Source organism: Paenibacillus sp. 1-8, assembly GCF_056316205.1.
Genome location: NZ_CM149995.1, coordinates 4,616,416 through 4,634,778, shown reverse-complemented (window position 1 = coordinate 4,634,778; position 18,363 = coordinate 4,616,416). Strand labels below are relative to the sequence as shown.

Below are 18,363 nucleotides of genomic sequence, written 5' to 3'. Positions count from 1 at the left end.
TATGTTCAAAAGGGACGAAGCAGAGGTTTATCCTGCTTCGTCCCTTTTGCGTTTTTCCGTCATTGCGGCTTTTTTGAGCAGATTGTGGGCAAGGCAAAGCCACCCGACCTCCAGGCTTACTTTTTGCAAGCCGCGAAGCAGGAACCTTCGGAAACCCCGATTGTTTTTTATTTGTCCAAACACGCTCTCGGGCTCAGTCATGCGCCGAACGGAAAGGGTGTATCCTTCCTCGCTGCGCAGTCGTTCCCGCATGTCGTTTTTTTGCCGCATATAGGTCAGACTGACGGCAATCTCCCGGTTGCCCTTGGCTGTGGTGCATTTCGCTTTTAGGGGACAATCGCTACAATCTTCACTTCGATAATGGCGTGTCCGAATCGTGTAGCCGCTCTCCGTGACCGTCTGGCCTTCGTATCGAAAACGTAACATTTTTCCAGCCGCACAGGTCCATGTATCTTCCGTTTCGTTGTAGCTCCAGTTGTCCACTTTGCCTATCGCTTGCTTCCAGGCCCTGGTTTTCTCTTTGTGGTATGTCCCGTATTTGACGATCGCTTGGATGTTGTGCTCTTCGAAATAGCTGTAATTTTCTTCGCTTCCATACCCTGCATCGGCAATGACCATCTCTGGTCGTCTCCCGAGTGATTCTTCCAGATGTTCCAAATGGGGCTTCAAGCATTTCGTATCGGTAGGCCGCTGATGCACGCTGTAACCGAGCACAAACTGGTTTTCCGTGCCCATCTGCACATTGTATCCCGGCTTCAGTTGACCATTTCGCATGTGATCTTCCTTCATTCGCATGAACGTCGCGTCCAAATCGGTTTTGCTGTAGCTATTGCGCTCGCCCGCGGTTTCGATCTGATGCTCATACTTTTGGAGCCGCGGCAGCAAGTCCTTGCGTAACTGGCCCACGGCTTTCTTTAAGGTTTTGTTTTTCGGTTTTTCTTGCAAAGCTTCCTCCAGTTGTTGAACCGCGTTTTCCAGCTTTTCTGCCGTGAGCGAGGAAGCTTCGCCAAGCTCAGGAAGGTCTGTACCCGCGTGGAGCGCATCTTCTTCGCTTTCGGCCGCTTCGATGGTTTGGAACAGGGTATGTACTTTTTCTTGCAGCTTGGCCTGGTGCTTGACAACGGCCTTTTTCCAGACGAAGGTGTACCTGTTTGCATTCGCTTCAAACTTGGTTCCGTCCAGAAAGTAGTGTTCCAAGGACACGTATTGCTCCTGAACAAGCAGCTCCAGCACATGGGTAAACACGGTTTCCAGCACCTCTTTCATCCGCTCCGAACGGAAGCGGTTGATGGTACGGAAATCCGGTTGTTGCCGCGCAGCGAGCCACATGAACATGATATTTTCGCGGACGGCCTTGGCGATTTGACGGGAAGAGTAGATGCGCTGGGTGTAGGCGTAAATGATGATTTTGGTGAGCATTTTAGGATGATAACTATGACGGCCACCGCCAGGATACGCAGCGTTGAAAATGGAATCACTCAGGCGGTTGACTGCGTCGTTTACCACACGGACGATGTGGTTTTCGGGGATATCTGCCTCTAAATCCATTGGTAAGAAAAGTTGATCCATGGTATATTGAATGTACAAAGAAACCGTCTCCTTTCGAATGGTTGGGTGGTACCTCCATTTTACCAAGGAACGGTTTCTTTTTGTTTTACAATTTGGAGAAAAGGGCCGTCCCCAGCCAATTTTATGACTTTTGGGACAGCCCCATCAAACCATTTAAACAGAGATAATTCCACCATAAAATCCGAATACCCGAAAAACGAAAAGAAGTAATTGCCGATCGTTGCAGACGAGTTTAATCTTTTGACTATGACACCAGAAGAACAACAAAAGGCACACGAAGACTACAGGAAGAAATACAGATATCTAAAACGTGCGCCGCGGCTACTCGTTTACTACTACCTCATAGGGGAAAAGTTCCGAAATACAATGGCCGAAATAGGCCGCAGGAAGGGCTGAGAGAGATAGCCGACGACGTTCTGAGTAAGGAATTTCAACAGGAATGCTAGGCTTGGAATCGATCTCACCGGCACAATTATGCCGCAAGCATAATCAGGTGGATCAGGACCTGCTCCAGCAGGTTTTCGAGCGGCTGGCTATGCAGATTTTGTCTAGGCATGGCTCTTCGATAGCAGACCGCAAAGCACTCCGGATTATCGACTCTACCACCGTTGCTCTTTGCTTGCGGAGGTACAAGTGGGCCGACTTTCGTAAGACCAAGGCTGGTATAAAGCTTCACCTCCGCCTTGCTTTTGCAGATGCTCATGAGGTCCTGCCAGAGAAGGCAACCATTACGACAGCCAAGAAAAATGACCGGACACAGATGGATGACCTTATCGAAGATGCCGGAATCACCTATGTGTTGACCGCGGTTACGTGGACTACAAAGCATTCGATCGTTATTGCTCGGACGGGATATACTTCGTGACTCGCTTGAAGGAGAACGCGGTGATCGAACCGCTCCAATCGCTTGAAATTCCAGAGGACAGCAAGGTCACCATGGATGAATGGGTGCTGATAGGTTCCACGCAAAAGCGGATGAAGCACAAGCTTCGCATGATGGAAACAACCGATTCACAGGGCAATTTTCTCATTCTGCTCACCAACCGTTTCGATCTGTCTTGCGATGAAATCAGTGAGATGTACCGCAGCCGCTGGGCCATTGAGACCTTCTTCAAATGGATGAAGCAGCACCTGAAGATTAAGCATTTCTATGGAACAAGCAAACAGGCCGTGCACAACCAGGTTTGGCTGACACTCATCGCTTTTTGCCTGCTTATGCTGGCCAAACTGGACGCGAACGTAGAGCACTCCCTCCTGCAAATCCAGCGGTGGCTGAAGGCTCTGATTTGGAAGCCCTATGCACAGTGGATCGGGCGTATGAAGCGAAAACCGAGCCGCAAGTCGGCAGGACGAAAGCGGTTAGAACCCACGTAACTGAGCCGGCCCGAAGGGCGTTGTCTGACGCAAAAGCCAAGTAAATATACATAAATTTTCAAATGGACAGGGCTACCTTTAGTGGCTGCTCGACCTTTTGGTTCTCATGGTAGATGCTAATTATCTGAATTGTCTGTCAATGTTTTATGCAACGCTAGTGAGAATATCTAAGGCATTGGAATAACTACTGGATAAAACTACCACCCAAATCTGCTTGGTAGTTTTTTTTTTTGTAAAAGGGGTCGAATAAGCTGAATTGAGATTTTTAAGACTCTCTTTATATCCTACATTTCCTGCATAAATCCCATTTAGATTTATCATAAAATGATGCTGTTTTTTCAAGGCTTATCCATCGAGATATTTTTTGTGCCAGTTTTTTTGTTTTCAGATCATTATCTCACTCACGGTTAATTGAACGAACAATAGGTTCACCTCATTAGGTTTTTTAATATCGTATGATGGCACGAAGACTGTGCGGCTCCCGTGACACTAGATACCTTGGAAGCCTTAGAACAACAAATAAAAGTAATAAAGCACGATAATGGAATTTATAAAGTTAGAACGATTACAGACGAAGAGGATATAATACCTGTACCTGCAATTGGTAAACTGGTTTATAACATTGAAGAGGAAGAATCACAATTAGAAAAGAAGACGTTAACGGAACTGAACTCGATTACGAAGAATATGATGAAGGGGGTGATTACTTTGTTCCATTACCTACTAATATTAAACCAATAATAGATAGTTTGAATTCACTAGATGACAGAAGAGTTCAAACTGTTATAAATTCTTTAGCCTTGGCAACAAAAGAGAATTTTGAAAATTGGCTTCAGAACTTAAAAATGAGTGAGTTTGAATATTTAATTACACCTTCAAATAGTTATCCTTATAAAAGGTATATAATCAGGAAAATTATTGCTAATTGTTGCGTATCACATCTTTCGTTACTTATAAATACACTTGTCTCAAATATCTCGAACGAGAGCCAATTGTCAGTTTATTATGACAATTTAATTGAGAGAGTAAAAAAATTTAAGGAAGATCAGAAGGAAGAGTTTATCGGTTTAATGGTGGATATAATTGATTCACTTAAGGACTATGTTCACAAGGGTCAACTTAATGGGAAAAAGACTTTAGCGAAACCAAACTTAGATAAATTGAGCTACCTTTTAACTATTTGCGGAAAATCAATCTATAAATCTGCTGAATTAGAGTACAAAGATGTCCAAACCGAAGTATGTTTAGTTCCAGGGTATCAAGAGATAAAAAGGAAACGTGAAGCTCTTGGAGAAGACTTTTGGTATTATGCCGAAACGTTTTTTTCAGTATTAGAATCAGGAGGCTGGAATGTAATCTACCTTCCATAAGTTCACTATTTAAAGAATTAAGTAAAATCAAGCTATCATTCGAACAAAAAAAGAGAATTAATAAACTAGCTAGAGATATAATGGCTTCATTGAAAAAAGTGAATAATGAATTAGTAAGAGATTTGATAGAAGAATTTAATAAAATAAAAATGGATAATAACCTAACTTTAGTTCAAAAAGAGCATCTGAAGACAGCACTTCTTGAACTCTCACGAACTACAGGGCGGTTAGTTCAAATATATGGACAATGGACTAAAGATGGACAGATTATTAGAGATAATTCTTTGAAAAAGAAAATTGATCATTTAAGCACGTTATATGCGACATTCAGTATATTGAGGAAATGGTTATGAAAATTATATTATCGTAATAGTACAAGTTTCCAACTTTCTTTTTATGGTAATTTGTGGTGGTTTCAGACTTTTTATTTTTCGTGTTTATCACGTGCTCTGGCAAACGCAGTAAAATCAACAAAATTGGTTCACGACTTTTTTATCACCTGACATAAACTTGTTGTTCAGTTACATTAAAGTTGGTACCTGAGTTTTAAAAACCGGTTGTCTTAATTTAAGATGACCGGTTTTTTTATAGTACGCCCAGCATGGGCGTCATCTCTAGGGTGAAAGTCCTGAACGGGGGCTGGCGAGCGCCTACCGTTAGCCAAGGGCAAGGGTGTCCACCGTGAGGTGGAATCTGAAGGAAGCTGGAGGCAAAAGCACGGGCCAAGGTACACGAACTGGATTTGAGGCTGTGTCAGTCGGATGAGTCACCTAAACATGACGAAATCCAAAGCCGCCAAGGACTGACGCGGTATACTCCAGTGGTCGCGGGCGGAAAGATGGCGCTCTTATCTGGGGAGACCTGTCAGATAAGCAAGGAAAAAAAAACTTGTAACCGTAGCCGAGAGGCTACGCTGAACGGACAGGAGTCAGCAGAAGCCATAGTACGTAAGCTGTTGCAACAACTTACGGAAGGGCTGAACCGAAAGGAGAGAGGAAACCGATGCGTTCGCATGAAGAGCAAAGACAGCCGAATATCTCGCAAGAGAGCTGCCAGCAAAGAGAAGCGGTGAAGCCGTCAGGGTATGCTGGAGCGCTGAGTTCTTCGTCGGCACAAGTCGCCCTATCCTCTCGCGAAGACCAGAACAACTTGCTGGAACGAATGCTCGAAGGAGATAACCTCAGGCTCGCATACAAACGAGTGGTGCAAAACGGAGGAGCGCCTGGTGTGGACGGTGTAACGGTAGCCAATCTACAAGTTTACCTGAATACGCACTGGGCAAGGGTGAAAACTGAACTTCTGACGGGAACGTACAGGCCTGCGCCAGTCAAACGGGTGGAAATTCCCAAACCCGGAGGCGGTGTACGGCTTTTAGGCATCCCGACCGTAATGGACCGATTTCTCCAGCAGGCGCTTTTACAAGGGATGAACCCGATCTTTGACGCGCAATTTTCCTGGTATAGCTACGGCTTTCGCCCGGGGAAAAGTGCACATGACGCGGTGAAACAAGCGCAAAGATATATCCAAAGTGGACTTCGCTGGGTCGTGGATCTAGATCTGGAAAAGTTCTTTGACCAGATGAATCATGACATGTTGATGGGAAGGGTGGCGCGGAAAGTGACGGACAAAAGAGTGTTGATGCTGATTCGTGCCTATCTGAACGCCGGAGTCATGGTGGACGGAAAGCTGGAGCGTAGCCGGGAAGGAACGCCACAAGGCGGCCCGCTTAGTCCGCTATTGGCCAACATTCTACTGGACGATTTGGATAAAGAATTGACGGAACGTGGCCTGCGGTTTGTGCGCTATGCGGACGACTGCAATATCTTTGTGGCGAGTAAGCGAGCAGGCGAACGTGTGATGGAATCGGTAAGTCGGTTTGTAGAAGGAAAGCTAAAGCTAAAAGTGAATGGGGAAAAGAGCGCGGTAGCCAGACCCTGGCACCGGAAGTTCTTAGGGTTCAGTTTCCTGAGCCAGAAGCAGGCGACGATTCGAATAGCACCGAAGAGCCTCAACGCATGTAAAGAGAGGATTCGAGAGCTGACAAATCGAACATGGTCCATTTCCATGGAAGAACGGATTCGCCGATTGAACCGCTATCTGTTGGGTTGGCTCGGTTATTTCCGTCTAGCTTCGGTGAAGACGCACCTCCAAAAACTGGACCAGTGGATTCGGAGAAGACTACGAATGTGCCTGTGGAAGCAATGGAAACGAGTACGCACACGAATCCGTGAACTCCGGGCACTTGGGGTTCCAGAGTGGGCATGTTTCAAGATGGCTAACTCGAGGCGAGGCGCATGGGAAATGTCCCGGAATACCAATAATGCCCTTCCTACTTCCTATTGGAAAGAGAAAGGGCTGAAAAGTTTGCTTTCACGTTATCTGGAGCTTGGTTAACCTTTTGGAACCGCCGTATGCGGACCCGCATGTACGGTGGTGTGAGAGGACGGGGGTTTACCGCCCCCTCCTACTCGATCTGCTGAATTAGTCATTTGCGCCCTAATTAAAGAAAACCTCCTAATATTTAACCTTTTGTCAACGGACAATAAAGTTGTATCCTAAAAGCAAGTATTTGTAATTTGAACTTAAATTATTGTATTAATAATATATTAGTAAAATACTTACTTTAATTCGTTTCTTTATTAATATGTGCTCCTGTCTTCATCTTTTCCATTTTTTCTTTTCCATGAAATTTTTCTAAGGATATATCCTTTCTATAAAGGAGTTCCTTAAATTTTGTTTGAATTATGTTCTGTATTATGTTCTGTATACAGTAATATTTCCTTCAATTTTCCTTTCATTTCTATGGCATCAAAATTCACTTTTTCATCCAGTACAAACGATTTTCATATGCAATCGTTAAAAACACCTTATTATTGTTAGGAATAACGCATTCTAGGAATGTCCATAGGAGCAAAAAAGAAGGAATTTTGGGAACTATCCGTACTTTTTGCCAGTACTTCTCTACATACAGGGCATTCAGATATAAGCATGATATTGTGGGTGTCACATTACGAGGGTACCTGCTAATGGAATAATTTGAAGGTGTAAAAGTAAAGGATGATTTCTGGCTAGTCTATTTCCTTGGATATAAGGTAAAAGAGGATTAAGTACATCATTTTATCCAAACAAGCTTTGCTATATATTCGACCAACAACTTATTTCTTCCTCTTTACATTTTGATTACATAAAACTATCTCTCCCTTCATATACGAATACTAATATTATCTATGTGTTAGCCGATTATCATCGGTAATCTCAGAATAAATAATAGGGGGGACTTTATGTTTGGCAATCTTTTTAAAAAAATATTACCTATCGTTATGGTGTCATCAATCACAATTACTGGCATTGTGTCAGGAGGAGCTTCTGCACAAGCAGCCTCAGACACAAAAAAAATTAAAAATGTAATTTTTTTAATTGGTGATGGTATGGGTCCATCTTATACTTCTGCCTATCGGTATATGAAAGATAACCCAGCAACCCCCCTGATGGAAAAAACAGAGTTTGATCAGTATCTTGTAGGTGCTCAAACGACGTATCCGGAAGATGAGGCTCAAAATATAACAGACTCCGCTTCTGCTGCCACAGCGATGTCTGCTGGTGTTAAAACATACAATGCTGCCATCGCCGTAGATAACGATAAAGCTGATGTCAAAACGGTATTAGAGCAAGCGAAGGAAAACGGGAAATCTACGGGCTTAGTTGCAACATCTGAGATCACTCATGCTACTCCTGCAGCATTTGGCGCACATGATGTTAGCCGTAAAAACATGAATGCTATTGCTGATGATTACTTTGATGAAAAAATTAATGGAAAGCACAAGGTGGATGTCCTGCTTGGTGGTGGACTAAGCAATTTTGTGCGTAAAGACCGAAACTTAACTGAAGAGTTCAAGAAAGCCGGTTACGGTTATGTCACTGATCGGGAAGGATTGCTGAACAATAAAAACGATCAAATTCTCGGTCTATTTGCCGAAGGTGGACTAGATAAAGCAATCGATCGTGCCAAAGAAACGCCTTCTTTAGAAGATATGACTAATGCTGCAATCAGCCGATTAAATAAAAATGATAATGGTTTCTTCCTGATGATTGAAGGAAGCCAAATCGACTGGGCAGGTCATGACAACGACGTGGTTGCTTCCATGAGTGAAATGGCGGATTTTGAAAAAGCATTTAAAGCAGCGATCGACTTTGCCAAGAAAGACGGCAATACATTAGTAGTTGCAACTGCTGATCATTCTACCGGCGGATTTTCGATCGGTGCAAATGGAGAATATAACTTTAATGTAGCACCAATTAAAGCAGCAACGCGCACACCAGATTTTATGGCTAAAGAAATTGTTGCTGGCGCAAGTGTTGAAGATACACTTAAGAAATATATCTCCTTAGATCTTACAGAAAGTGAAGTTCAATCGGTCAAAACTGCTTCTGCTACAAAGGACGAAGTTAAAATCGATAATGCCATTGAAGCCATCTTCAACACTCGTTCATTTGCTGGCTGGACAACAGGTGGTCATACTGGAGAAGATGTGTCGGTCTATGCTTACGGGCCAGGGAAAGAATTGTTTACGGGACTTATCGATAATACAGATAATGCAAAGAACATTTTTGACATTCTGAAAAAAAACAAATAAATAACAAAAGAAAAAAGGGGTATTTGGATTCATGAACTGTGACCCGAAAGATGGACACTTTGAAAAAAGTGACCTCTCTCGGGTCTCTTTGCGTTTATAATCGATATACAAGTAAGGTTGGAGATACAAAATGGGGAACCGTTGGTCTACCGAGCTGGCAGCTCTAAAGGCCTATCAGGAGGGGAAAACTCCTGCGGACATCTTCAGGGAGGCAGGATTCAACTTAGATATGATCAGACGGGAGAATCCGAATACATGCTTAAAACGTTGGAGAAAAACCTTTACTTCTCAAGGTGAAGCAGGTCTTCTGGAAGAGCAACGAGGAAAAGGCAGCACGGGAAGACCCGCAGCAGAGCAGTCGATGGAGAAGAAGCTTGCACAAGCTGAGGCACGTATAAAGCTATTTATTGTGCTCAAAAAACAGTATATCAGTTTTTAAATCGAAGATTGCAGAGCAATTTTAACCTCTAATTTGGGATTCGCAAAGTTCAGTCACCTAACATTTACAGCCATTTTGAAGACCCTCCGTTATGTAAGGTTGTCGAAATGGTGAGGAGAGAGTATAGTTTGTATGTATTTATTTTGTGCGGGAAGAGGTTAATATGGCGACAATTCACGATGTAGCGTTAAAAGCCGGTGTGTCGGTCACTACAGTATCCCGTGTAATGAATAACCGGGGATATATCAGCGAAACTACACGCAAAAAAGTGTTCGACGCAATGGAGGAGCTTAATTATCAACCGAATGAAATAGCACGATCTCTGCTACGCAAGCAGTCCAATATTATTGGCCTTATTATTCCTAATGTCTCTCATCCTTTCTTCGGTGAGCTTGCCAATCAGGTCGAGTATTATGCCTATCAGCATGACTGCAAGGTCCTGCTGTGCAATTCGCATATGGATCCCGTGAAGGAAAAAGTATATATCGAGATGCTGAAGCGAAACCGGGTAGACGGCATCATTATGGGTAGCCATACTTTAGAAGTAGAAGAGTATCGCCATTTGAATTCACCGATTGTGACATTTGATAGGCAGATTGACCCGTATATTCCGTATATATCTTCGGATAATTATCGTGGAGGCGAGCTGGCCACGGATCTGCTCATTCGCAAAGGCTGCCGGAAAATTGCCCATATATGCGGAAATCTGGAGCTGAACATGCTGTCCAATGAGCGGACCAAAGCATTCCGGGATGTCGTGGGCAAGCATAGTGTCCAGCATGTGATCGTTCAAACGGACTTGAATGTGTTTGACCAGAAGGAGTACGAGCGAATTATCTCGAAACTCATTCATGAACATCCAGATGTTGATGGGGTGTTCGCAACAAGCGATATTATTGCCGCGTTCGCGTTGAAAGAATATATCCGCGCCGGAAGGCATGTGCCGGGGAGTGTGCGTATTGTAGGCTTCGATGATGTAAGCGCTGCATCCTGGCTGACGCCGGAACTTACATCGGTAAAACAGCCGATTGCAGACATCGGCAGACTGGCAGTCGAGCTGATTCGCAGGCAGGCGGAGGGGGAGCAGGTACAGTCTGTCAATCTGCTGCCTGTTGAACTGATTGAGCGTGCAACGACCTGAATGAAATCTGTTCCTCTAACAAGGGGAACAGATTTTTTTTAGTACATGTTAAAGGTTTAACATGTCAAACGATTGACATTAGTTAAATCTTTAACATATAATCCGTTTGTAAGCGTTTTATTCGAGTGTTCAGAGTCGTTACAGAAATAGGGGGATGACAACAGTGAGGAAATTCAAAAGAGTTCAATGGATGGTAATGCTGCTTCTTTTGGTTATGGTGGTGTCCGCATGCGGCGGCTCCGGAGAAGAAGGTAATTCGGCTTCTGGAGGGGGATCAGCGGATTCGAAAAATGTGAAAATTACGCTTTTGAACTCCAAAGGTGAAATCCTTCCACAGTTGGAGGATGCCGCCAAGGCATTCCAGAAAGACAATCCGGGCATTACTGTTGAAATCCAGCCGGTTCCGAACGGTGGATCGCCTTTTGAGCGTGCCTCCGCATTATATGCATCCGGAAATCCGCCGACCATGATGATGCTAGATACAGGCGATGTCGAGAAATTCAAGGACCGTATCCTCGATCTAAACGGAGAAAAGTGGAATGCGGACACTGTTGAAAACGCGACGAAAGCTACGACATTTGACGGTAAAAATTACGCGTTTCCGCTGGCTGTTGAAGGCTACGGATTCATTTACAACAAAGCCGTTGTTGATAAAGCGGTAGGCGGAACCTTTGATCCCGCCACAATTAAAACCCGAAATGACCTTGAAAAACTGTTCCAGCAAATCGAGACATCCGGAAAGAAAGCACTGGTGATTTCACCAATGGACTGGTCCCTTGGCGCTCATTATTTGCCTCTTGCTTATGCAGGCCAGAACAAAGACATGGCTAAAGTGGACAAATTCATGGCGACACTGAAAGCGGGCCAGGCTGATTTGGCTAACAATCCGGTATTTAACGGACTTATGGATACATTCGACGTCATGATGAAATACAATATCGACCAGGCTTCCCCGCTGGCAGGAGCTTATGAACGCGGACCGGAGCTGCTCGGCAAAGGCGAAGTTGGCATTTGGTTCATGGGCAACTGGGCATGGCCGCAAATCAGCAGTTTTGATACCGCTAACAAAAAATATGGTTTCCTGCCTGTACCGATCAGCAATAATGCCAATGACTACGGCAATCAGGAAATTTCGTCCGCTGTATCCAAACGCATTGTTATTGACAAGGAGAAGACTACTCCGGAACAGCAGGAGGCGGCGAAGAAGTTCTTGAACTGGATCGTCTATGAAGAGAAAGGCCAGGATTTCCTCGTGAACAAAGCGAACATTATCCCGGCGTTCAAAAATATTACACTGCCTGCGGCCGACCCGCTTGGCAAGTCCCTCCAGGATTATATCGCAAAAGGCAAGTCAGAGCAGTCGATGAGCACGCTGCCTGCCGATCACTGGTCCAAGACAGGATCTTCCATGCAAAAATATCTGGCGAAACAGGGCGACCGCGCAACACTGGTCAAAGAAATCGAAGACTACTGGAAAACAGCAAAATAAGGTTATTTTCAAATCACCCGGAATAGAGAGAGAAATCCGGAATAAAGAGAGGGATCATCATGATTGCGGAAAAAGGAGTATGGAACCGGTTGCGGTCACGGCTGCTGTTTACCGGACCAACCTTGTTTGCCTTCATAACGGTAATGATCATTCCATTTTTGTACGGCATCTATCTGACGTTCACAAACTGGGATGGTATTTCCACGACACTATCGCTGGTTGGCGTCCAAAACTACCTGGCCGTTTTTCAGGATAATGAGTTTTGGAAATCGTTCAGCTTGACGCTCGAGTATGTGTTTTATACCGTTATTCTTATCAATGTCGTCGCTTTTATGCTGGCGTATGTGCTGATAAAAGGTTTAAAGGGACAGAAAATTTTCCGGGCGGGATTTTTCCTGCCTAACCTTGTCGGCGGCATTGTACTCGGTTTTATATGGCAGTTCATCTTCAACAACGTGCTTGTCTATTTGGGACAACATGCCGGCATTCAGTCGCTCAGCACGACTTGGCTGGCTGATCCCGACAAAGCGTTCTGGGCACTCGTGATTGTAACCGTGTGGCAGAACGTGGGTTACATGATGGTCATTTACATCGCGGGATTGAGCGGTGTGCCGAATGATATTATGGAGGCCGCAAGCATTGATGGGGCGAACAGCTGGATCAGACTGCGGAAAATGGTGCTGCCCTTGATGGTTCCTTCTTTCATCGTATGTATATTCTTGTCCCTGCAGCGCGGATTTATGGTCTATGACGTGAACCTCGCGCTCACGAAAGGCGGTCCGTTCAGCAGTACTCAAATGGTGTCGATGCATGTGTATGAAAAGGCATTCCTTTCCCGTGATTATGGTGTGGGGCAGGCGGAAGCATTCGTGCTGTTCCTGATGGTTGCTCTCATCACCCTGCTCCAGGTTTATTTTAGTAAGAAGTTGGAGGTGGAGGCGTAATGACAAGCAAAAAAGCCGCTTCCTCCGTGATCAAATTTATTGTGCTGACAGTCGTACTCATATTGTTCATCGTACCGTTCGTTTTTCTGCTGATCAATTCGTTCAAGGAAAACAAGGCCATCACTTCGAATCCGTTATCGCTTCCAGAGAGCTTCAATATGGTCAATTATATGAATGCGTTCGATAAAATGAATTACATCGATGCCTTCACCAACTCATTGGTCATAACGGTGTTGAGTGTCTTCTTTATCTCACTGTTCGCGGCGATGACGGCTCATTATTTTGTCAGAAACAACACCAAGTTCAACCAATATACGTTTATGCTGATGGTTGCTTCCATGATCATTCCGTTTCAGGCCATCATGATTCCATTGGTGAAAATTTACGGCTCACTTGATCTGCTGAACAGCAAGTGGTCGCTGATTTACATGTACATCGGTTTTGGAAGCTCGCTGGCCGTCTTCATTTATCATGGATTCGTGAAGAGCATTCCGAAGGAACTGGAGGAAGCGGCGCTGATTGACGGTTGCACGCGGATTCAGACATTCTTCCGAATCGTGTTTCCGGTACTGATGCCCACGACAGCCACCATTTCCATTCTCAATGTGCTGTGGGTCTGGAATGATTTTCTGCTACCTTCCCTCATTCTGGTCGATCCGGAGCAAAGGACACTTCCGTTGTCCACGTATAACTTTTATGGAACCTATACAGTGGATTACGGTCCGTTAATGGCAAGTTTGGTACTGACGATATTTCCGATCATTATCATCTATCTGTTCGCCCAGAAATATATTATTCAGGGTGTTATGCAAGGTTCGATTAAATAACCGCAGGGGGAGGATGCTTTATCATACAGAGTAGAGCATATACGAGAGAGAGTGCAGATCAATTTATTTCTGAATCGAAACATATGCTTCGGCCAGATTATCGGCTGAACTACCACTTAATGGCCGAATTCGGCTGGATGAACGATCCGAACGGTTTCATTCAATATAACGGGCAGTATCACTTGTTCTATCAACATTACCCGTATAAATCAGTATGGGGGCCGATGCACTGGGGACACGCAGTCAGCCGCGATCTTATGAAGTGGGATTATCTGCCGGTCGCTTTAGCCCCGGACGGTGAGTTCGACCGGGATGGCTGCTTCTCCGGCAGTGCGGTTGAGCAGGACGGGAAGCTTGTTCTGATGTATACGGGACATGTGGTAACCGGGCCCGATAAAGATCAGGATTACAAGCAGTCGCAGGGAATCGCAGTATCAGAGGACGGAGTAACGTTCGAAAAGTGGGAGGGCAATCCGGTCATCGGTTACGACGCCGTACCAGACACGGTCAGCCGCAAAGACTTCCGTGACCCTAAGGTGTTCAGACACGAAGATCAATATTACGCCGTTCTCGGTTCTAATGATGCCAAAGGGAACGGGCTTGTACTGCTCTACCGTTCTGAAGACCTGAGAAGCTGGATGTATGTCAATGTATTGGCCGTGAGTGACGGTCGCTTCGGCGATAATTGGGAGTGCCCCGATCTGTTCCCGCTCGGCGGTCGGCACGTATTTATGCTGTCCCCGCAGCGGATGCCTGCCCAGGGGGAAGCTTACCACAATCTGCATTCCACCATGTACGGTATTGGTGATTTCAATTCCGCGGCCGGAACATTTACGGCAGAACAGTATGCTCAGGTGGATCACGGATTCGATTTCTATGCCCCGCAGTCAACCTTGGATGATAAAGGGCGGCGTATCGTCATCGGATGGATGGATATGTGGGAGTCGGAGATGCCGACCCAGCAGGGGCACCATTGGGCTGGTGCGATGAGTCTTCCGCGGGAAGCGGTTATCGACCGCGGTAGGCTGCTGTTCCGTCCGCTTGAAGAGGTAAAGAATTACCGATCCAATCTGTTCGAGCAGCGGGATATCTTACTGACAGGCGAGCACATGATGGAGACGTGTGGAGATAGCTACGAACTGAAGGCGGTATTTGAGTTCGAAGCCAGTAACACCAATGAATTCGGTTTGAAACTGCGGGTAGGTAGCGAAGAGGAGACTGTACTGTCGTACCGTCCGGATGACGGTCTGTTCCGTTTCAACCGAGAACGTGCCGGTATAGGCCCGGGCGGAGAGAGAAGAGTGCCTTTGGACTTACACGAGGGCCGTCTGGAGCTTCGGGTTTTTGTCGATAAAAGCTCGGTGGAAATATTCATCGGCGACGGTGAATACGTCCTCACAGGAAGAGTGTATCCGGGAGTGGAATCAACGGGCATTCGAGCGTTCGCGAGCGGAAAGTGTACGATTGCTTCGTTTCAGAAGTGGGATATATCCACATAGAATTGCATGACAAACAGGAACCCGACCGTTGATGGTCAGGGCTCCTGTTTTTTTGCGAGGATTGTGATTGTTTATTCTTTCGTATTAGCATGACTGCCACGAGTAGCATTGGGGGTTAATTTGCTCAAGTCGGTTCACCTTCCTTATGTGACTTATGTGCGATGTTGAAATCAGCAAGAAGGAACTTTACGCGAGCTTATTTTGAAGATAAGCATCAATTTTTGCGAGGGCTTCTTTTGTACCGCCTGATTGCTGGAAGCTATCATTTATTTTCTGTACACCCTCTTTATACGCTGCGTTCGATACCACCTCACGTACGGCCTCTCTTAACGATTGTACATTGATATGGTCTTTGGTTATTCGATAGCCAGCTTGAAGTTCCGTTAACCGCTGCGCGACCATCGGCTGGTCCTTGTCCTGGGGTAGTACGACCAAGGGAACATTGAAGTGAATCCCTTCATTCACGCTGTTCATTCCACCATGAGTAATAAACACATCTGAATGACGTAATACCTCCAATTGAGGAACATAGGGCGAAATGATAAAGTGCTCGGGGGCCGGATTGATTTTCGTAAAGTCAGCTTTTTCGCCAGCCGCAATCACGACGATGCCTTCAAAATCGGCAAAAGCTTCAATACAGGTGTTAAAAAAGTCTTCAACATGATCCAAAACCGTTCCCATCGAAATATACAGAACCTTGTCATTTTGTAATACATCCAAAGGAAAAGAATGTTCCCCTTTGCGCTCAGGGAAGCTGGGACCGATAAAAAGGTTCTCCTCACCAAGACGGTCCGCGTCCGGTTGGAAATATCTGCTGGTATATACAATATTCAGAGCCCCTGAGTTGTTCATAAATTGAAACACATGCTCAGGAGCAACACCGAATCTTTCCTTCATGTGATGCAGCGAGGTTGTGGCCTGTTCATCAAGCTGAAACGGTACTTCAGCATCAAGACGAAAGGGGTTAACAATCATCTGGTTGTTTGAAATCAGAAAGGATGGCGATGAAGCAATACCGGGGATATTCAAATAATCTCTAACTAACTCACCAGCTCCGAATCTATCATAGAACACAAAGTCAAAATCAATGCTTTCCGACAACCTCCGGGTAACCTCCAATATGTCTAGCGAAGTCTGAATTTGAATGTTCAAAAATGCGTTCAATCCGGCCGGAGAAGCGGCGTTGATAGAAGCGGCCCTCAACAAATCGGGGTGCAGATGAACCGTTGCTCCAACTGCTTCGAGTCTGTCCTTGTATTTCTCAGTTGTAATGTAATGCACTTGGTCCCCCCGTGCTGCAAAGGCCTGCGTAATCCCAATTGTAGGATTCACATGTCCTTCTGCCGGAAAGTTAACCATTAGTATGTGTAACATTCATCATCACTCCTTTTCGCTTCATCGAAGATCGCAGTTTTCACTGAATCTCTCTATCTATAATAACAATAATATTTATATTTTCAAATGATATCCTTTTTGTAAACGTATCTTAAGCTCTTCGAGTTAACACGAGAGAATATTGTACAAAGACATGTGAGTAAGAAATTTGTATAACAGATATTCATCTTGTGCATAGTAAAGACGTACTGTACTCAGCAAGGGAGGTCTTTCTAAATGAATGTCCAAAGAGCACAAGAAATAGCGTCCTCTCCCATAATGGCGAATGTGTTATGTGATGGGTTACCCATTTATATTCAGCATGTGAATGAGCAGAGTGAGACGGCACGTATTTATGCGCTGAACAAGCCGGAAGAGGAACGGGAAGTACCTTTGTACGCGTTAATAGAACGGGATCAGGCACTGGAATAAGACAGGAGGGATATTGAGAATGAAAGAAAATAAACAGAAAGTAGCTGAGGCCGACCGTTTGAATTTTCATGATCGTACTGATGATGTGGTAAGGGAAGTGCCTGCCACGACGGATGCCAGCGAAGCAGTTGCCGCTATGACCTCACATATCAATAAATACGATGTACCGGATGAGTTGGAGAAAAAATAGAGAATGGCCAAGCGCGCACAGGATACCCTGCTGCGTGCTTTTTATATGACGCATAATTGGCTGGTTCGGACAAAAAATATTACATATAGTTTTACTTGGTTTTATGATAACAACAGATTTTTTTTGTTCTTGAAAAAGTATCAGCTAAAAACGTGAGTGATTTTGTTAGAGAGCAGTTGGAAGAGGCTATTATTCTAAAAGAGTTGCTTAGCGAGGAGCAACTACCGACAGAGCGGGAACTCTCAGAAATATTTAATGCCAGCAGAATTACACTCCTTTAATTTGGATAGGTTGAACGAAACTTAAAAACCACCACTGGTATGGATTAATATTTGTAAATTGCAAATATAAAAGGAGAGTATTATCCTGTTACCGGAAAACAACATTTGCTTGATTGGGCCATGGCATCGTTAAAGAGCTTCACAGATCGAATCACGGTTTCTTTTTCAAAATCAGTCAAATACGAAAAAACTTCGTTTAAGTATTCATTCATTTGTGCATCAATAGTGGTTGCTACATATACATTATATACTTGCGAATTACAAGTAATATGCATACTTGATTTTAGAATGGAGCTAAATTAGTATATAAGCATACAGTTATATATCCGAAAGGGGGTTACACATTGGAGCAACTTGGTTATGTAGCCGATCATTTAAAGCTACTGGGGGATAAAACCCGCTTGGCCATGCTTTCCCTGCTAAGAGAAAGAGAATGGTGTGTTTGCGAATTCGTGGACATCTTCGATATGTCGCAGCCAGCAATTAGCCAACATTTGAGAAAATTAAAGTCGCAAGGGATCGTAAAAGAAGAAAGACGAAGTCAGTGGGTATACTATTCTTTAAACGTAGACGACAAGCCCCATATTCAAGCTGTACTTGAGTGTATGCCGGATTCTAAGCATATTTTAAAATGGATGAATAAAGAGGAACCCATAGCATCTTGTGGACCGGATTCCCCCGCTTGCTCCTCCTAAAGGTTGTTCAGTTTATCTCCTTGCGGGGATAATATTTTCTTTATATAAGTATATGTTTATAAGGTGATGTGAGAATGGTGGACTAAACAAGGGAGGAATTCGTAG

At 44.6% G+C, this 18,363-nt stretch carries 15 protein-coding genes and 3 pseudogenes; 15 read left to right on the top strand and 3 right to left on the bottom strand.

Annotation, left to right across the window (positions count from 1 at the left end; all coding sequences use genetic code 11):
- Positions 1-27 precede the first annotated feature (27 nt).
- Positions 28-1,587 (bottom strand): IS1182 family transposase, encoded by a 1,560-nt coding sequence (locus AC0WRU_RS21450; RefSeq protein WP_476125033.1) that lies wholly within the window; start codon positions 1,585-1,587, stop codon positions 28-30.
- Positions 1,588-2,008: 421 nt separating this feature from the next.
- Between AC0WRU_RS21450 and AC0WRU_RS21445 the strand changes: the two are divergent.
- The 11 genes and pseudogenes from AC0WRU_RS21445 (at position 2,009) to AC0WRU_RS21395 (ending at position 15,286) form a co-directional block, all read left to right on the top strand.
- A pseudogene (locus AC0WRU_RS21445) lies at positions 2,009-2,943 on the top strand (IS4 family transposase).
- A gap of 749 nt (positions 2,944-3,692) precedes the next feature.
- Positions 3,693-4,313, top strand: coding sequence for a hypothetical protein (locus tag AC0WRU_RS21440; protein WP_476126251.1), 621 nt, complete (start codon positions 3,693-3,695; stop codon positions 4,311-4,313).
- A gap of 80 nt (positions 4,314-4,393) precedes the next feature.
- Positions 4,394-4,666 carry a hypothetical protein gene (locus AC0WRU_RS21435; RefSeq protein ID WP_476126250.1) on the top strand — a complete coding sequence of 91 codons (273 nt, stop codon included), beginning with the start codon at positions 4,394-4,396 and terminating at the stop codon, positions 4,664-4,666.
- A 649-nt stretch (positions 4,667-5,315) separates the two neighbouring features.
- On the top strand, positions 5,316-6,707 hold the full coding sequence (gene ltrA / locus AC0WRU_RS21430) for a group II intron reverse transcriptase/maturase (protein WP_476125132.1): 1,392 nt from the start codon (positions 5,316-5,318) through the stop codon (positions 6,705-6,707).
- Between the two features lie 887 nt (positions 6,708-7,594).
- Positions 7,595-8,947: an alkaline phosphatase gene (locus tag AC0WRU_RS21425; RefSeq protein ID WP_025686182.1), complete on the top strand. Its 1,353-nt coding sequence runs from the start codon at positions 7,595-7,597 to the stop codon at positions 8,945-8,947.
- Positions 8,948-9,077: 130 nt separating this feature from the next.
- Positions 9,078-9,386 carry a hypothetical protein gene (locus AC0WRU_RS21420; RefSeq protein WP_476126249.1) on the top strand — a complete coding sequence of 103 codons (309 nt, stop codon included), beginning with the start codon at positions 9,078-9,080 and terminating at the stop codon, positions 9,384-9,386.
- A gap of 163 nt (positions 9,387-9,549) precedes the next feature.
- The gene (locus AC0WRU_RS21415; RefSeq protein ID WP_476126248.1) at positions 9,550-10,527 is read left to right on the top strand and encodes a LacI family DNA-binding transcriptional regulator; all 978 of its coding nucleotides are present in this window, start codon (positions 9,550-9,552) and stop codon (positions 10,525-10,527) included.
- Positions 10,528-10,690: 163 nt separating this feature from the next.
- A complete protein-coding gene (locus AC0WRU_RS21410) occupies positions 10,691-12,016 on the top strand; it encodes an ABC transporter substrate-binding protein (protein ID WP_476126247.1) in 1,326 nt (441 codons plus the stop codon).
- 59 nt (positions 12,017-12,075) lie between these two features.
- Positions 12,076-12,960, top strand: coding sequence for a carbohydrate ABC transporter permease (locus tag AC0WRU_RS21405; protein WP_476126246.1), 885 nt, complete (start codon positions 12,076-12,078; stop codon positions 12,958-12,960).
- Positions 12,960-13,787 (top strand): carbohydrate ABC transporter permease, encoded by an 828-nt coding sequence (locus AC0WRU_RS21400; protein WP_134912440.1) that lies wholly within the window; start codon positions 12,960-12,962, stop codon positions 13,785-13,787. The genes AC0WRU_RS21405 and AC0WRU_RS21400 overlap by 1 nt, the downstream gene beginning before the upstream one ends.
- A gap of 83 nt (positions 13,788-13,870) precedes the next feature.
- A complete protein-coding gene (locus AC0WRU_RS21395) occupies positions 13,871-15,286 on the top strand; it encodes a glycoside hydrolase family 32 protein (protein ID WP_476126245.1) in 1,416 nt (471 codons plus the stop codon).
- A gap of 186 nt (positions 15,287-15,472) precedes the next feature.
- Here the strand turns inward: AC0WRU_RS21395 and AC0WRU_RS21390 are convergent, their stop codons facing one another.
- Positions 15,473-16,660, bottom strand: a complete 1,188-nt coding sequence (locus AC0WRU_RS21390; RefSeq protein ID WP_476126244.1) for a macrolide family glycosyltransferase — start codon at positions 16,658-16,660, stop codon at positions 15,473-15,475.
- A 237-nt stretch (positions 16,661-16,897) separates the two neighbouring features.
- Here AC0WRU_RS21390 and AC0WRU_RS21385 point away from each other — a divergent pair, with 237 nt between their 5' ends.
- The 3 genes and pseudogenes from AC0WRU_RS21385 to AC0WRU_RS21375 all read left to right on the top strand — a co-directional run.
- Positions 16,898-17,092 (top strand): H-type small acid-soluble spore protein, encoded by a 195-nt coding sequence (locus AC0WRU_RS21385; protein ID WP_476126243.1) that lies wholly within the window; start codon positions 16,898-16,900, stop codon positions 17,090-17,092.
- A 19-nt stretch (positions 17,093-17,111) separates the two neighbouring features.
- Complete coding sequence (locus AC0WRU_RS21380) at positions 17,112-17,282, top strand: hypothetical protein (RefSeq protein ID WP_476126242.1); 171 nt, start codon at positions 17,112-17,114, stop codon at positions 17,280-17,282.
- 116 nt (positions 17,283-17,398) lie between these two features.
- Positions 17,399-17,557 (top strand): annotated as a pseudogene (locus tag AC0WRU_RS21375) (GntR family transcriptional regulator); the annotation flags it as partial.
- Positions 17,558-17,643: 86 nt separating this feature from the next.
- Here AC0WRU_RS21375 and AC0WRU_RS21370 read toward each other — a convergent pair.
- Positions 17,644-17,802 (bottom strand): annotated as a pseudogene (locus tag AC0WRU_RS21370) (MarR family winged helix-turn-helix transcriptional regulator); the annotation flags it as partial.
- Positions 17,803-17,907: 105 nt separating this feature from the next.
- Between AC0WRU_RS21370 and AC0WRU_RS21365 the strand changes: the two are divergent.
- Positions 17,908-18,258 (top strand): ArsR/SmtB family transcription factor, encoded by a 351-nt coding sequence (locus AC0WRU_RS21365; protein ID WP_025686173.1) that lies wholly within the window; start codon positions 17,908-17,910, stop codon positions 18,256-18,258.
- Positions 18,259-18,363: the final 105 nt, after the last annotated feature.

Coding starts and splice junctions, on each gene's coding strand:
- ltrA (WP_476125132.1), top strand. CDS start 5,316: ATGCGTTCGCATGAAGAGCAAAGACAGCCGAATATCTCGCAAGAGAGC.
- AC0WRU_RS21405 (WP_476126246.1), top strand. CDS start 12,076: ATGATTGCGGAAAAAGGAGTATGGAACCGGTTGCGGTCACGGCTGCTG.
- AC0WRU_RS21385 (WP_476126243.1), top strand. CDS start 16,898: ATGAATGTCCAAAGAGCACAAGAAATAGCGTCCTCTCCCATAATGGCG.
- AC0WRU_RS21380 (WP_476126242.1), top strand. CDS start 17,112: ATGAAAGAAAATAAACAGAAAGTAGCTGAGGCCGACCGTTTGAATTTT.
- AC0WRU_RS21435 (WP_476126250.1), top strand. CDS start 4,394: ATGGCTTCATTGAAAAAAGTGAATAATGAATTAGTAAGAGATTTGATA.
- AC0WRU_RS21420 (WP_476126249.1), top strand. CDS start 9,078: ATGGGGAACCGTTGGTCTACCGAGCTGGCAGCTCTAAAGGCCTATCAG.
- AC0WRU_RS21390 (WP_476126244.1), bottom strand. CDS start 16,660: ATGTTACACATACTAATGGTTAACTTTCCGGCAGAAGGACATGTGAAT.
- AC0WRU_RS21415 (WP_476126248.1), top strand. CDS start 9,550: ATGGCGACAATTCACGATGTAGCGTTAAAAGCCGGTGTGTCGGTCACT.
- AC0WRU_RS21395 (WP_476126245.1), top strand. CDS start 13,871: ATGCTTCGGCCAGATTATCGGCTGAACTACCACTTAATGGCCGAATTC.
- AC0WRU_RS21400 (WP_134912440.1), top strand. CDS start 12,960: ATGACAAGCAAAAAAGCCGCTTCCTCCGTGATCAAATTTATTGTGCTG.
- AC0WRU_RS21425 (WP_025686182.1), top strand. CDS start 7,595: ATGTTTGGCAATCTTTTTAAAAAAATATTACCTATCGTTATGGTGTCA.